We start from the raw sequence: 12,712 nt of genomic DNA, 5'->3' as shown, positions 1-12,712 counted from the left end.
CCGGCACTTCGTTAATCGGCCTGAAACATTCCGGACCCACTCCCGGCACAGCCCCTTTTGACCCCCTCCAGCTCCGCGGGCGTCCCGGTCGGCCGGGCCGCCGAGCGGATCGGCGACCAGTTGGCCCGGGTGGTGTTCGTGGACACCGAGGTGCCCGCCGACGGGAGGCCCTTTCCTGCAGGCGCGGCCGAGCGACCCCGCGCGGGCTGCGCGAACTGCTCGGCAGGAGAGAACGCCGGGAGCTGGTGCGGATGGACACCGGGCACTGGCCGATGTCCTCCCCGCCGCGCGAACCGGCGGCGGTCCTGCACCGGTCGGCCGCCCGTCGGTGACGACGCACCGCTGGACGGACCTGGCCTTACTCGCCAGTATCGTCGGGACGACGCGGCTCGACGGTGAGAGGCGGGGACCTGGCGATGGCGAAGCACTGGGCCGACTTCCAGTACGAGATCTATCTGAACGGGATGACGGGAGCGGTACCGAGGCTCCCGACCGATCTGACCCGGCTGGAGGAACTCACCGAGCGGCGGCTCGGTCCCGGCCCCGTGGGCTACGTCACGGGCAGCGCCGGCGACGGCAGCACGGCGCGCGCCAACCGGGCGGCGCTGCGGCGCCGCCGGATCGTGCCGCGGATGCTGCGGGACGTGCACGAGCGTGACCTGTCGGTCGAGGTGCTGGGCCGGGGGCTGCCCGCGCCGCTGGCGCTGGCGCCGGTCGGGGTGCTGTCGATCATGCATCCGGACGCGGAGCGCGCCGCGGCCCGGGCGGCGGCGGCGCAGGGCGTGCCGTACGTGCTGTCGTCGGCGTCCAGCACGCCCATCGAGCAGGTCGCGGAGGCGATGGGCGACGCCGAGCGGTGGTTCCAGCTGTACTGGGCCAAGGACCGCGAGGTGACCCGGAGTTTCCTGACCCGGGCGAAAGCGGCCGGGTTCAGCGTCCTGGTCGTCACGCTGGACACGCCGCTGCTCGCGTGGCGGCCTCGCGACCTGGACCAGGCGTACCTGCCGTTCCTGCACGGCGTCGGCACCGCCAACTACTTCTCCGACCCGGCGTTTCGCTCGGGCCTCGCCAAGCCGGTGCACGAGGACCCGAACGCGGCGGTGATGCATTTCGTCGGCATGTTCGCCGACCCCGCGAAGACCTGGCCGGACCTGACGTTCGTGCGGGAGAACTGGGACGGCCCGATCGTCCTGAAGGGCGTGCTGCACCCGGACGACGCCCGGCAGGCCGTCGACGCGGGGATGGACGGTGTGGTGGTGTCCAACCACGGCGGGCGCCAGGTGGCCGGTTCGGTCGCGGCGGCCGACGCGCTGCCCGGTGTGGTCGCGGCGGTCGGCGACCGGCTGACGGTGCTGTTCGACAGCGGGGTGCGCACCGGGGACGACGTCTTCAAGGCACTCGCGCTCGGCGCGCGGGCGGTCCTGGTGGGACGGCCGTACGTGTACGGTCTCGCGCTCGACGGGCAGGCGGGCGTGGAGCACGTGATTCGCTGCCTGCTCGCCGAACTGGACCTGACGCTCGCGCTGTCGGGCCACGCCACCCCCGCGACCGTCGGCCCGGCCGACCTCATGGAGGACATGGCCGCCGAGTAGGTGCTCGGCCAGGGTGGTGTGGCCGGGATCTCGCTGTGGCGGCGGTGCGCCGCCATGGCTCGGCGCCGGCCCCGTGGTTTCACGGGCTACCCGCGGTGGCGAGCATGATGAGCAGCAGGGCGATGTCGTCCGTTCGGGGGGCGGTTCGCCGTGCATGGTCGATCAGGGCTGTGGCGAGCTTGTCCATGGGCTGGGGCCGGGCCCGGGCGAGTTGGGCGGCGAGCCCGGCCATGGCGTCGTCCAGGTCGACCCCTGCGGCCTCGACGAGTCCGTCGGTGTACAGGGCGAGGACGGTGCCGGGCGTCAGGGGGATTTCGGTGCAGGGATAGTCCGCCTCGGGGTCGATGCCGAGCAGCAGCCCCGGCTGCAGGGGAAGGACCTCGGTGCGCCCGTCCGGACGGCGCAACACCGGCGGGGGATGCCCGGCGGTGGCCAGGACGGCCCGGCGGCGCACGAGGTCGATGTGGGCGTACAGGCAGCTGGCGAAGCGGCCCGGATCCAGCTCGACCAGCCGGCGGTTGGCCTGCTCGAGGGCTTGTGCCGGCGTGGCCCCGCCGGCGGCGTGGGCGCGTACGGAGTAGCGGATGCGGCCCATGAGTGCGGCGGCGGCGACGTTGTGGCCCTCGACGTCGCCGATGAACGCGGCCACGGCGGTGTCGTCCACCCGGACCAGGTCGAAGAAGTCGCCGCCGATGTCCATGCCGCGGACGCTGGGCAGATAGCGGGCGGCCACGTCCAGTCCGGGCAGCTCCGGCAGCGAGTCGGGGAGCAGAGCCGCCTGCAGGGTCTGCGCGAGCTTCGTGCGGGTGTCGTACAGGCGGGCCCGCTCCAGCGCCTGCGCGATCAGTCCGGCGAATGCGGTGAGGACGGCCCGCTGGTTGTCGGAGAAGGCGTGAGGCCTGTCGAAGGCGAGCACACAGGAGCCCACCGGGTGCCCGGAGGCGATCAGTGGCAGAAAGGCCCAGGCGTGCATGTCCTCCTGGCGAGGAGCCGGCGGGTAGTCCCGGGCCAGCTCGTCGAAGGTGGCGAAGAAGGCCGGCATGCCCGTGGCGAGGACCCGGGCCGCGGGCGCCGGGGAGGTCAGCGGCGCTCCGTCGCTGACCTCCAGGAGCCGAAGCCTGCGTCCGCGGCAGCCGAGGACTCGCATTCTGCCGTCCTCGGTCGCGAGCAGGGCCACGCTCTGGGCCCTGTAGGCCACCATCAACTCGTCGGAGACCAGATCGACCACATCGTCCACGCCCACGGCTTCGGAGAGGGCGGCGGCCAGGTGCAGCACCTGGTAGACCTCGCCCAGGGAGATCGGCTCACCCCGGAGCGCCCCCGTCACGGCGGGCGCCGCCCGTGAGGCCGTGCCCGGACCGGTCGGCGAGATGCGGACGCTCACCCCGGAGGCGTCGGGGTAGAGCTCGAAGGCGAGCCATCGGTCCGGCGGGCGCATGGCGGTGAAGCTGCCGGGCTGCCGGCTGACGACGGCGGCACGATAGCGGTCCTCGAACGCCGGGTCCGTGCACCAGGACAAGGATTGCCAGGGGCGCGAGCCGATCAGATCGGGGACGGTGCCGCCGAGCAGCTCGGCAGCGGTGGCGCTGACGTACGTGAACCTGCCCTGGAAGTCGAGGGAGCAGGTGCCCTCCGGAAGCCGTTCGACGAGACCTGCCGCGGCCAGCGCCGCCTCGGCCGTCGTCCGCTCATGGGCGGGCGGCTGCGCCAGCGTGCGCGGCAGCGGTCCGGGACCGAGGGGATGCCCGGTGTCGGCAACGCCCTGCAGGAACCGCCCCAGGCGCCGGGAGGCGGCCATGACCCGCTCGGGGCTCGGACCGGCGGCCCCGGCGATGTCGGAGCCGGGCCAGAACAGCAGCAGCGTGCCCCAGGCCGTGGTGCCGGTGAGGATCGGCGCCGCGGCCACCGCATAGTGATACGGCAGCGCGATCGCCGTGCGCGGATATCGACGTGCGAGCTCCTGCGGCCGGCCGAGCCAGACCAGCCGTCGCTCGCGCACCGCCTCGGCCGCCGGAACGGGACTCGACAGCCCCACCCCGAACCAAGGCGCGAGATACTCCACCGGCATGCCGGCCGTCACCTCCAGCCGCAGCGCCTGCCCGTCGGACGCCAGCAGGAAGACGGCTCCCGCATGCACGCCCGTGTCACGCACGGCGGACTCCAGCAGCCGGTCCAACTCGGCTCGGCCCACCGACGTGGCGGTAGGCGAACGACGGCGGGTCCCGTGGAGCTGTGCAGCGCCGTCGTCCGGTATCGCGCACATACCAGCACCGTACGTCCACGCCCGCAGCCTCGCGCGGGAGACCTCGGTCCGAGGGCCGCTTCGACGCGAGGGAACGCGAGCGTGCGGCCGCCGCCATTCGCGCGCCGCGGTTTGAGCGGCCGGCGGACACGGTAGGGACAGCTCCACCGCTCACACGCAAGGACACCCCGTGGACCTGAAGCTCGACGTCCTCGTGCTGCCCGTGCCCGTCTCCGACACGGACCGGGCCAAGCCTTCCACGACGACGCAAGCGGCGCTCCCTTCGCCGAGCCGGACGGCAGCGGACGAGTGCTGCGGGGGATTGAGCGGTTCCCCGGCCGCTGAGGTCACGTCACCAGCAAGGAGCCGTACATGAGAGTGATGTTGCTGGGCGCCACCGGCATGGTCGGCAGCCGTATCGCCGCCGAGGCCGTCGCCCGGGGGCACCAGGTGACCTGCGTCAGCCGATCCGGCGAGGCTCCCGTGCCGGACGTGACCGCGACCGCCGCGGACGCGGCGGACCCGCGCCGTGTCACGGAGCTCGCCGCCGGGCACGACGCCGTCGCGTCCGCGCTGGTGCCGCCGCGCGACGGAAGCGACCCCAGGGAGCCCTTCCTCGCCATGAACAGCGCAGTGGTCGACGCGCTACGGACGGCGGGCGTCTCCCGGCTCGTGGTGGTCGGCGGTGCGGGCAGTCTGGAGGTGGCGCCCGGGGAGGCGCTGGTCGACCAGCCTGGCTTTCCCGCCGAGGTCCTCGGCGAAGCGATGGCGCACCTCGACGTCCTCGCTTTCTACCGCACGGTCGACGATCTCGACTGGACCTACGTGTCCCCGGCGGCGGAGATCGCCCCCGGCGAGCGGACGGGCAGCTTCCGGATCGGCGGCGACCAACTGCTGACCGACGCCGAGGGCCGCAGCCGTATCAGCGCCGAGGACTACGCGGTCGCTTTCATGGACGAACTCGAGAGCAACGCACATCCGCGCAGCCGGATCACGGTCGCCTACTGAGCCGACGGTGGCCCGCGCGCCGTGTGGATGGCGGGTTTCGGCCTGACCATCCGTGCCGGAGGGACTCACAATGGCCGGTGCATGCCACAGGAGGTCACCGTGAGTCCCATGCAGGGCGAAAGACTCCTCCGAACCGTCGTCCAGGCGGTCGTCGCACTGGTACTCCTCCTCGGCTGGTCCGCCGCCGGGCCGGGCGCGCATGCCGGGGAGCGGGCGGGGCCACAGGCGGCCGTCGCGGTGCGCGGGGGCGACACCCTCTACAGCGCCGGCGCCCGCTGCACCGTGGGCTTCAACGCCCGTTCCGGCTCCGCGCTGTACGCGCTCGTGCCGGGCCGGTGCGCGCAGGGCGCCCAGGCCTGGTACGCCGACGCCGCCCTGACGGTCGCCGTCGGCGTCACCGCGGGAGTGAGCTTCCCGGGCGACGACTACGCGAGCGTCCGGTACACCAACACGGCGGTCGCCTACCCCGGCGAGGTCTCGCTGGGCGCCGGCGCCGGTTCCCGCGACATCACCGGCGCGGCGAGTCCCGTCGTCGGGCAGTCGCTCTGCCATGTGGGCCGGACCACCGGATACCGCTGCGGGACCATCCAGGCCGTGAACGTCACCGTCAACTACGGCGGGGGCACCGTGTACGGACTGTTCCGGTCCACCGTCTGCTCCGAGCCCGGAGACACCGGTGGTCCGGCCTTCTCGGGCGGCACGGCTCTGGGCATCATCGTCGGCAGCAGCGGGAACTGCGGCTCGGGAGGCGTCACCTACTACCAACCGGTGGTCGAGTGGCTGTCGGCGTACGGCCTGAGCGTCTACTGAGCCCGCACAGGCCGCCGTGGTCCTTCACCGCAGCGGCGTGGTGCGGTGCCGCTCGTGCCCCGCCGCCGCGGTGTGACGGCAGTCCCCTAGGGCCCCTCCCCCAGCCCCGCCTGCCGCGCCGACGGGTCGACCGTCTCCGCGACCGACAGCGAACCCGCCTCGGCCGGCTGCGGGTCGACCAGCCACCGCTGGGCGTCCGAGCCGTCGCGGACCTTCACCACCATGTCGGCGCCCGGTTCCCCGCCGGTGGAGGCGAGCGCGAGCTGCTCGTCCCAGCGGGGCAGCAGTTCGCCCCGGACGGTGAGGTCGTAGCGCACGTCGTCGGCGCGCTCGTCCTGGGCGTCGGCGCACGCGCCGAGGATGACGACACCGGCGTCCGCGTGCGAGTCCAGGCACAGGCCGGGGTCGGCCACGCTGCGCAGCAGCCCGTCGCTCTCGTACGACCACTGCTGGGTGGCTTCGGAGGAACACACCGCCAGTACGGCCCCGGCCCTCGCCTCGGCCCCGTCGCGGACGTCGAGGCACAGCTCGCTCGCGGCGTTGCGCAGCCGGGTCTCCCGCGGCGCGGTGGGGAGTTGGGCGGTGCCGGGGGGCGTGGCGGAGGCCGTGGGCCGGGCCTGGGTTCCGGTGCCGGGCGCCGCCCTGGTGCCCTCGGTGGCGCCCGCGGAGGCCGTGGGGTCGGTGTCGCCGTCGTAGGACGACAGGCTGGTGGCGAGGACGGTGCCCAGCAGGGCGGCGCCGGCGATGCCCGCACCCGTGCGCAGTGCCCGGGAGGAGCGCCCGCCCATGCGGGGGATGCGGCCGAGGACGCCGTGGCGTGCGGCGCCGCGCGCGCGGGCGGAGTGCCGGGCGGCGGCGCGGGTGCGCGCGCGGTGCTGGGTGCGGCCGGGCCGGGAGTCGAGGTAGCGGCGGCTGCCCCAGCCGAGCACGGCCTCGGCCAGCAACACGTCGAGCCCGCCCTCGAAGTGGCTGAGCTGTTCGGCGGCGTCACGGCAGTGGCGGCACTGGACGAGATGCTGCTGGACATCCGGCAGCAGGGCGCCGCCACGGCGGATCGGGACGTCGAGGAGGCGGTTGTAGAAGCGGCAGTCCTTGGACGGCGCGAGTTCCTGATGGGCCCGCAGGCAGCCCTCCCGGAATTTGTCCCGGGCCTGTTCCAGGACGGCCGTCGCCATCCCGGCGTCCATGCCGAGCAGACCGGCGGGGAACGTGATCGGCTCCGCCTCGACCTCGGTGTGCCACAGCAGACACCGTGCCGCTGCGGGAAGGCCCGCGAATGCGCGCTCGGCCAGCTTGCGGTTTTCCGGGGTCATCGACTTGGCGGCGCGCATACCGCGCCCGCCGGCCGGTTTCAGCAACGCCGGAAGCGCCGCGGCTATGCGCTCCTCGGCCGACCACAGCCGGACGACGTCCCGCACGGTCACCAGCAGGCGCGGCCGCAGCGCGTCGCCCTGTTCGCCCAGGGTGAGCCGGTCGAAGACCTGGTGGAAGGCCGCCGCGGTGACCATGGAGGCGACGCTTCCCGAGGAGGCGAGGCAGATGACCGCGTAGTCGTGTACCGGCTGCCAGTGCCGGGCGGTCAGCAGGGCGGTCGCGTGGGCGACTTCGACGTCTGGGGCTCCTGTCAGCCGGGCGGCGAGGGCGGCGTCGGACTCACCCGGATCACCGCCGGGCGGCGGGTAAGGAGGTCGAGGGGGGTGGGGGGTGGGCACTGAGCGGATTCCTTCCCACGCAAGGTGACACGAGATTTCTGTCCGCCGAAAAAGGAGGCCCGGATGGTGCGTACCTTTTTGACGGGGGCGCGAGGGGCGTTAATTGTGCGCGTGAGCCCGGCCATTGCGCCCCCCGCCGGGGGTTCACCTTTGCACAGCTCACTCTGGGCCAACAAGGCGCTTGAGGAAGCTCAGCACCACTGACAGAAAGTTGATTTGGGCCACGACAACGGCCAGTCGCTCGTCATTCGCCTTTTCGAGCGCCCCGCGGGAAACTCCCGCACGTGAAGGCCGGGCACGCCGCTGCGGCCACGGCGCCTCCTCGAGAACGGGCGCCGGTCAGATCTGCCAGGACCGCAGCCGGTCCGCCGCCCCGTACACGTCCGTCTTGCCGTCGATCAGGTCCCGGGCGAGGTCCACGAGGGCGCCGTAGGGCGGGTCGATGCCGACGCCGCTGACGAACATGTAGGCCACGGCGGTCGCGCAGGCGAAACGGGCGTTGGCCGAGGGCAGGGGCCTCAGCAGGGCGAGCGTGTGCAGCAGGGCGGCGGCCCGCCAGGCGGGGTCGGAGTCGACGCCGAGGCGGGGCGGGTCGACACGGTGCCGGGCGACGGCGGCCACCAGCGCGGAGAAGTCGTTGATCGTCGGCTGGTCCGGCAGGACCTCCTCGTGCCGCTGCAGCAGCCAGGGCACGTCGATGTGCAGGGCGGATGCCATCGCTCAGGCGGCCCGTCCTTCGCCGCCGGCGGGCTGCTCGTCGTCGGGGAAGGCGGCCGCGAACTCGTCCGCGTGGGCGGTGAAGAACCGACGGAAGGCCTCGGCGCCCTCCTGCAGCGCCCGGTGCCGGGCGATGTCGGCCGCGGCCGCCTCCCGCACGAGGGCCTTCATCGACGTACCGCGCTCCTTGGCGATCTGCCGCAGGTCCTCGAGCTCACGATCACTGAACTCCACGTTGAGGGCTGGCATGCGTTCACGGTACCGCCAGGGTACTTACTCGTAAATACCCCCAGCTCAGAGGGGTCAGGAGACGGTACCGGGCGAACAGGGGGCGCTCAGAATGGGCGAGAGGTGCGTCACATTGAGCGCCCCCGTTGTCACTTCCGGACCGGTCGGCGGACCTCAGTCCCGGTGCCCTCGTTCCCGGGCCTCATTCCCGGCCCTCGTTCCCCGGTCGTCGACCAGGACTGCCCCGCGGCGGGTTCGGCAGGTCGGGGTCGAGCCGGCGGGCGTAGCAGCGGCTGTGCTGGTTCTGCGCGCCGACCTGGCGGCCGTGTCCCGGCCCGGGAGTCGGTCGGGCACGGTCGCGTGGTCGAGGCGGCCCGCGGCGGCCGTGCGGGCCCAGTCGAAGCCGAGCGGGCCGAAGATGTCGGCGGTGTGCAGGGGTGAGGTGGGCACATGCCGCTCGAACTGCCGCTCACCGGTGGCCGGGTACAGCTCGGCCGCCGCCCAGGAGAACTCGTCGGTCGCGTCGCTGTCGGGGTAGGCCCCACCGCCGATGCCGTCGTCCGGGTCGGCGTACCTCGCGGGGTGCGCGAGCGCCGCCGCCCAGGCCTTGCGGGCCGCCGCGAGCGCCCGCGCCGCGAACCGCCGGCCGTGGGGGCGCGGGGCGTGCGGCGCGGGGTTCGGCGAAGAGAGGGTCGGGACGGTCACGCGTGCGCACAACTGGTCGCGATTCGAGGATTTCTGACGCTGTGCCATACGCGCTCGTCCACGGTGTGGAGAGGTCCCTGCGGTCCGCGTGCCACATCGGCCGATTCCACCGCTTGACGGATGTGCCGAGCGGCGCCCGGCGGCCGGGTTCGCACCGGACCGCGAAGCACTAGGCTGGAACCGAAGCGACTCGGCTGTTCACTGTGCGTATGCGCGATGGAGTGACGACGATGACCCCGGAGTACCCGTTCGACGAGGCCGCTACGGCCCGGGCCGCCATCGACGCCGAGGGCCGGGTGACCGAGTGGGGCGAGGGGGCCCGGCGGCTGCTGGGCTGGACGGCCGACGAGGTCGTGGGCCGGCCCGCCGTGCGGCTGGTCGAGGGCGCGGCGCCCACCGCCGGAGGAGCCCGCTGGGACGGAACGCTCACTTTGCGCCACCGCGACGGCCGTACGGTGTCCGTCTGGCTGCTCGCCCACCGGCGGCCGGCGCCGGACGGCGACGAGGGCTGGCTCGTCGTCACTCCGCTGGAGGCCGACCGCGAGCGGCCGGCCGACGACCCGCTGGACCGGGCCCACCTCATCCAGTCCCCCTGCGCCACCGCGATCTACGACGACCGGCTCCGGCTGTACCGGATGAACGACGCGCTGGCCTCGGTGATCGGGCTGCCCGGGGAGCGGCTGAGAGGGCTGCGCGTGACCGAGATCAGCGGCCGGCTCCAGACCGAGGACATCGAGCGGCAGCTGCACCAGGTGCTGACCAGCGGCCGGGGACACAACTCCCGCACCTACGTGCCGATCGGCGAGACCGGCAGGACGAACGCCTGGTTGGGCCGGATGGCCCCGATCACCGACCCGGCGGGGCGGGTGTGCGGGGTGTGCCTCACGGTGCACGACTTCACCGAGCAGCACCTGGCCCAGGAGCGGCTCCAGCTGGTCAACGAGGCGAGCGTCCGGATCGGCGAGAGCCTCGACGTCAACCGCACGGCGCAGGAGCTGGCGGACGTCTGTGTGCCCGGACTCGCCGACTTCGCCGGCGTCGATCTGCTCGACCCGTGGGACCCCGGGGGCGAGCCCGAACTCCTGGCCGGTCCGCCGACCGAGCCCGTCATGCTGCGCCGTGCGGCCCACCAGTCGGTCGACCCGGGCGTCGACGCGACGATGTGGACGGGCCGGCGGGACGTCTACCCCGCCGACTCGCCCCAGGGCGCGTCCCTGCTGACCGGCCGGACGACCCTCGCGGACCTCCGGTCGGGCTCCCTCGCCCACTCCCTGGGCTGGGACGACACCCGCAGGGAGTGGGCCCGCACGTACGGCGTCCACTCCGCGATGTCGGTGCCGATCGTGGCCCGGGGCAGGACGCTGGGCGTCGCCGTCCTCACCCGTTTCCGGCGGCCCGACCCGTTCACGCCGGACGACCGGCTGCTCGCCGAGGAGATCACGGCACGGGCCGCCGTCTGCATCGACAACGCCCGCCGCTACACCCGCGAGCGCGAGACCGCCCTCGCCCTGCAGCGCAGCCTGCTCCCGCGGTCGCTGCCGAGCACGGCCGCCGTCCAGGCGTGCTCCCGCTATCTCCCGGCGGCGCGGTCCGGGGTGGGTGGCGACTGGTTCGACGTGATCCCGCTGTCCGGGATGCGGGTCGCGATGGTCGTCGGTGACGTGGTCGGCCACGGGATCCAGGCCTCGGCCACCATGGGGCGGCTGCGCACCGCCGTGCGCACCCTCGCCGACATCGACCTCGCCCCCGACGAGCTGCTCACCCACCTCGACGACCTGGTCGTACGGCTCTCCGAGGAGGCCGGCGCGGACGGCAGCCCCGGGGAAGTGGGCGCGACCTGTCTGTACGCCGTGTACGACCCGGTGTCCCAGCGCTGCACGCTCGCCCGGGCCGGGCATCCGTCGCCGCTGATGGTGCGGCCGGGCGGTACGGCCGAGGAGGTCCAGCTGCCCGCCGGACCTCCGCTCGGGCTGGGCGGGCTGCCGTTCGAGGCGGCCGACCTGTATCTGCCCGAGGGAACCGTCCTGACGTTCTACACCGACGGGCTGATCCAGGGGCATGCCCCCGACGTGGGCGTCGGACTGCGGCTGCTGCGGGACGCCGTGTCGTGCCCCGCCGCCTCCCTGGACGAGAGCTGCGACGGGATCCTGCATCAGCTGCTGCCGGCCGGTGGCGCCCGCGACGACGTGGCCCTGCTCCTGGCCCGTACCCGGGGACTGCCCGCCTCCCAGGTGGCCACCTGGGACATCCCGGCCGATCCGGCGCTGGTCGCCCCCGTGCGCAAGCAGGTCGTCGACCAGCTCGGCACCTGGGGGCTGGGGGAGGCATCCTTCACCACCGAGCTGGTGGTCAGCGAGCTGGTCACCAACGCCATCCGGTACGGCGCCCCGCCCATCCGGCTCCGGCTGATCCACGACGCGGCCACCATGATCTGCGAGGTGTCCGACGCCAGCCACACCGCCCCGCACCTGCGGCGCGCCAAGACCTGGGACGAGGGCGGACGCGGCCTGCTGCTGGTCGCCCAGCTCACCCAGCGCTGGGGCAGCCGGCACACGCCCGAGGGCAAGACGATCTGGGCGGAAATGGCGCTGTTCGAGGAGGAGTGAGGGCGGCGGGACCGGTCGTGGGTCGCCCCGTGCCTTTCACTGCCGCATCGGTCGCCGGGTACCGGGTGCCTGTCGACCGGACCCGGCCCCGTGTCACCCGAGTGGCCCAGCCCCGGTGAGCGGGCGGTGGGCGACCCGGACACCGGTCGCCGTGGCCGACCGTCGCCGGGACGGGCAGCGGTGACGGGTCGCCGGGGGCGCGCGGGGCCTCCTCCGGCGAGGCGTTCCGGCCTAGCGTGGTGCGACGAGGACACCTCACCGAGGAGTGGACGCATGACAGCCACGGACATCGGCGCCGCCGGTCGCCCCATCCTCACCCGGGAAGGGCTCGCACGGTTCCAGGAGGACGGTTTCACGGTCCTCGAAGGGCTGTTCGGGCAGGACGAGATCGACCGTCTGTGCGCGCGGTTCACGGCGCTGCACGCGGCGGGGCCCGTGCCGGGGCACTTCGAGCCGCGGGACGGCGACGATCCGCTCGCCGCCCACCCGAGGGTCATGCACCCCCACGAGATCGACGACCTGGCACTGCGGTTCCTGCTGGACGCGCGACTGCGGACCGTGCTGGAGGTGCTGCTCGGCGAGGAGGTGCTGGCCGCGCAGAGCATGTTCTACTTCAAGCCGCCGGGCGCCCGGGGGCAGGCGCTGCACCAGGACAACTTCTATCTGCGGGTCGAGCCGGGCACGTGCCTGGCGGCCTGGGTGGCCTGCGACGTGATCGACCGGGAGAACGGCGGGCTGGAGGTCGTGCCGGGCACGCACCGGATGGACGTCTTCTGCCCGGAGGAGGCGGACGAGCGGGTGTCCTTCGCCCGGGAGTACGTGCCGCCGCCGCCCGGGCTGACGCCGGTGCCGGTCGACATGCGGCCGGGTGACGTCCTGTTCTTCAACGGCAGCCTGGTGCACGGCTCGGGGCCGAACCGCTCCCCGGACCGCTTCCGCCGCTCGTTCATCGGCCACTACGTCGGCTGCTCCGCCGAACGCATCGGCGGCTACTACCGCACGCTGACGATGAACGGCGACCGGGTGCCACTGCCGGAGAGCGAGGGCGCGGGCCCGTGCGGCACGGAGTTCCCGCCGCCGGGCCCGCACTGA

Annotated in this window: 9 protein-coding genes and 1 pseudogene; 5 read left to right on the top strand and 5 right to left on the bottom strand. The window is 73.6% G+C overall.

Annotation, left to right across the window (positions count from 1 at the left end; genetic code table 11):
* Nucleotides 1–416: 416 nt before the first annotated feature.
* Nucleotides 417–1,592 (top strand): lactate 2-monooxygenase, encoded by a 1,176-nt coding sequence (locus IPT68_RS33155; RefSeq protein WP_189700029.1) that lies wholly within the window; start codon nt 417–419, stop codon nt 1,590–1,592.
* 79 nt (nt 1,593–1,671) lie between these two features.
* On the opposite strand, the gene IPT68_RS33150 is transcribed toward IPT68_RS33155, so the two are convergent.
* Nucleotides 1,672–3,855 (bottom strand): SpoIIE family protein phosphatase, encoded by a 2,184-nt coding sequence (locus tag IPT68_RS33150; protein WP_189700030.1) that lies wholly within the window; start codon nt 3,853–3,855, stop codon nt 1,672–1,674.
* 351 nt (nt 3,856–4,206) lie between these two features.
* Here IPT68_RS33150 and IPT68_RS33145 point away from each other — a divergent pair, with 351 nt between their 5' ends.
* Entirely contained in the window at nt 4,207–4,842 is a 636-nt protein-coding gene (locus tag IPT68_RS33145) for an NAD(P)-dependent oxidoreductase (protein WP_189700031.1), read from the top strand.
* 108 nt (nt 4,843–4,950) lie between these two features.
* The gene (locus IPT68_RS33140) at nt 4,951–5,652 is read left to right on the top strand and encodes a S1 family peptidase (protein ID WP_228040082.1); all 702 of its coding nucleotides are present in this window, start codon (nt 4,951–4,953) and stop codon (nt 5,650–5,652) included.
* An 86-nt stretch (nt 5,653–5,738) separates the two neighbouring features.
* Here the strand turns inward: IPT68_RS33140 and IPT68_RS33135 are convergent, their stop codons facing one another.
* The 4 genes and pseudogenes from IPT68_RS33135 to IPT68_RS34490 all read right to left on the bottom strand — a co-directional run.
* On the bottom strand, nt 5,739–7,364 hold the full coding sequence (locus IPT68_RS33135) for an RICIN domain-containing protein (RefSeq protein WP_189700033.1): 1,626 nt from the start codon (nt 7,362–7,364) through the stop codon (nt 5,739–5,741).
* A 339-nt stretch (nt 7,365–7,703) separates the two neighbouring features.
* Nucleotides 7,704–8,081 (bottom strand): toxin Doc, encoded by a 378-nt coding sequence (locus IPT68_RS33130; RefSeq protein ID WP_189700034.1) that lies wholly within the window; start codon nt 8,079–8,081, stop codon nt 7,704–7,706.
* A gap of 3 nt (nt 8,082–8,084) precedes the next feature.
* The gene (locus IPT68_RS33125; RefSeq protein WP_189700035.1) at nt 8,085–8,330 is read right to left on the bottom strand and encodes a hypothetical protein; all 246 of its coding nucleotides are present in this window, start codon (nt 8,328–8,330) and stop codon (nt 8,085–8,087) included.
* Nucleotides 8,331–8,582: 252 nt separating this feature from the next.
* A pseudogene (locus tag IPT68_RS34490) lies at nt 8,583–8,966 on the bottom strand (glycoside hydrolase family 9 protein); the annotation flags it as partial.
* A gap of 278 nt (nt 8,967–9,244) precedes the next feature.
* Between IPT68_RS34490 and IPT68_RS33115 the strand changes: the two are divergent.
* Both IPT68_RS33115 and IPT68_RS33110 read left to right on the top strand, forming a co-directional pair.
* Complete coding sequence (locus tag IPT68_RS33115; protein WP_189700175.1) at nt 9,245–11,620, top strand: SpoIIE family protein phosphatase; 2,376 nt, start codon at nt 9,245–9,247, stop codon at nt 11,618–11,620.
* 273 nt (nt 11,621–11,893) lie between these two features.
* Nucleotides 11,894–12,712 carry a phytanoyl-CoA dioxygenase family protein gene (locus IPT68_RS33110; RefSeq protein ID WP_189700037.1) on the top strand — a complete coding sequence of 273 codons (819 nt, stop codon included), beginning with the start codon at nt 11,894–11,896 and terminating at the stop codon, nt 12,710–12,712.

Source organism: Streptomyces chromofuscus (assembly GCF_015160875.1).
GTDB lineage: Bacteria > Actinomycetota > Actinomycetes > Streptomycetales > Streptomycetaceae > Streptomyces > Streptomyces chromofuscus.
The sequence above is the reverse complement of the archived record's forward strand: the minus strand, read 5'-3'. Positions and strand labels throughout refer to the sequence as shown.

Excerpts from the sequence above, each read along its gene's own strand:
- IPT68_RS33155 (WP_189700029.1), top strand. The coding sequence starts at position 417 with ATGGCGAAGCACTGGGCCGACTTCCAGTACGAGATCTATCTGAACGGG.
- IPT68_RS33150 (WP_189700030.1), bottom strand. The coding sequence starts at position 3,855 with ATGTGCGCGATACCGGACGACGGCGCTGCACAGCTCCACGGGACCCGC.
- IPT68_RS33145 (WP_189700031.1), top strand. The coding sequence starts at position 4,207 with ATGAGAGTGATGTTGCTGGGCGCCACCGGCATGGTCGGCAGCCGTATC.
- IPT68_RS33140 (WP_228040082.1), top strand. The coding sequence starts at position 4,951 with ATGCAGGGCGAAAGACTCCTCCGAACCGTCGTCCAGGCGGTCGTCGCA.
- IPT68_RS33130 (WP_189700034.1), bottom strand. The coding sequence starts at position 8,081 with ATGGCATCCGCCCTGCACATCGACGTGCCCTGGCTGCTGCAGCGGCAC.
- IPT68_RS33125 (WP_189700035.1), bottom strand. The coding sequence starts at position 8,330 with ATGCCAGCCCTCAACGTGGAGTTCAGTGATCGTGAGCTCGAGGACCTG.
- IPT68_RS33115 (WP_189700175.1), top strand. The coding sequence starts at position 9,245 with ATGACCCCGGAGTACCCGTTCGACGAGGCCGCTACGGCCCGGGCCGCC.
- IPT68_RS33110 (WP_189700037.1), top strand. The coding sequence starts at position 11,894 with ATGACAGCCACGGACATCGGCGCCGCCGGTCGCCCCATCCTCACCCGG.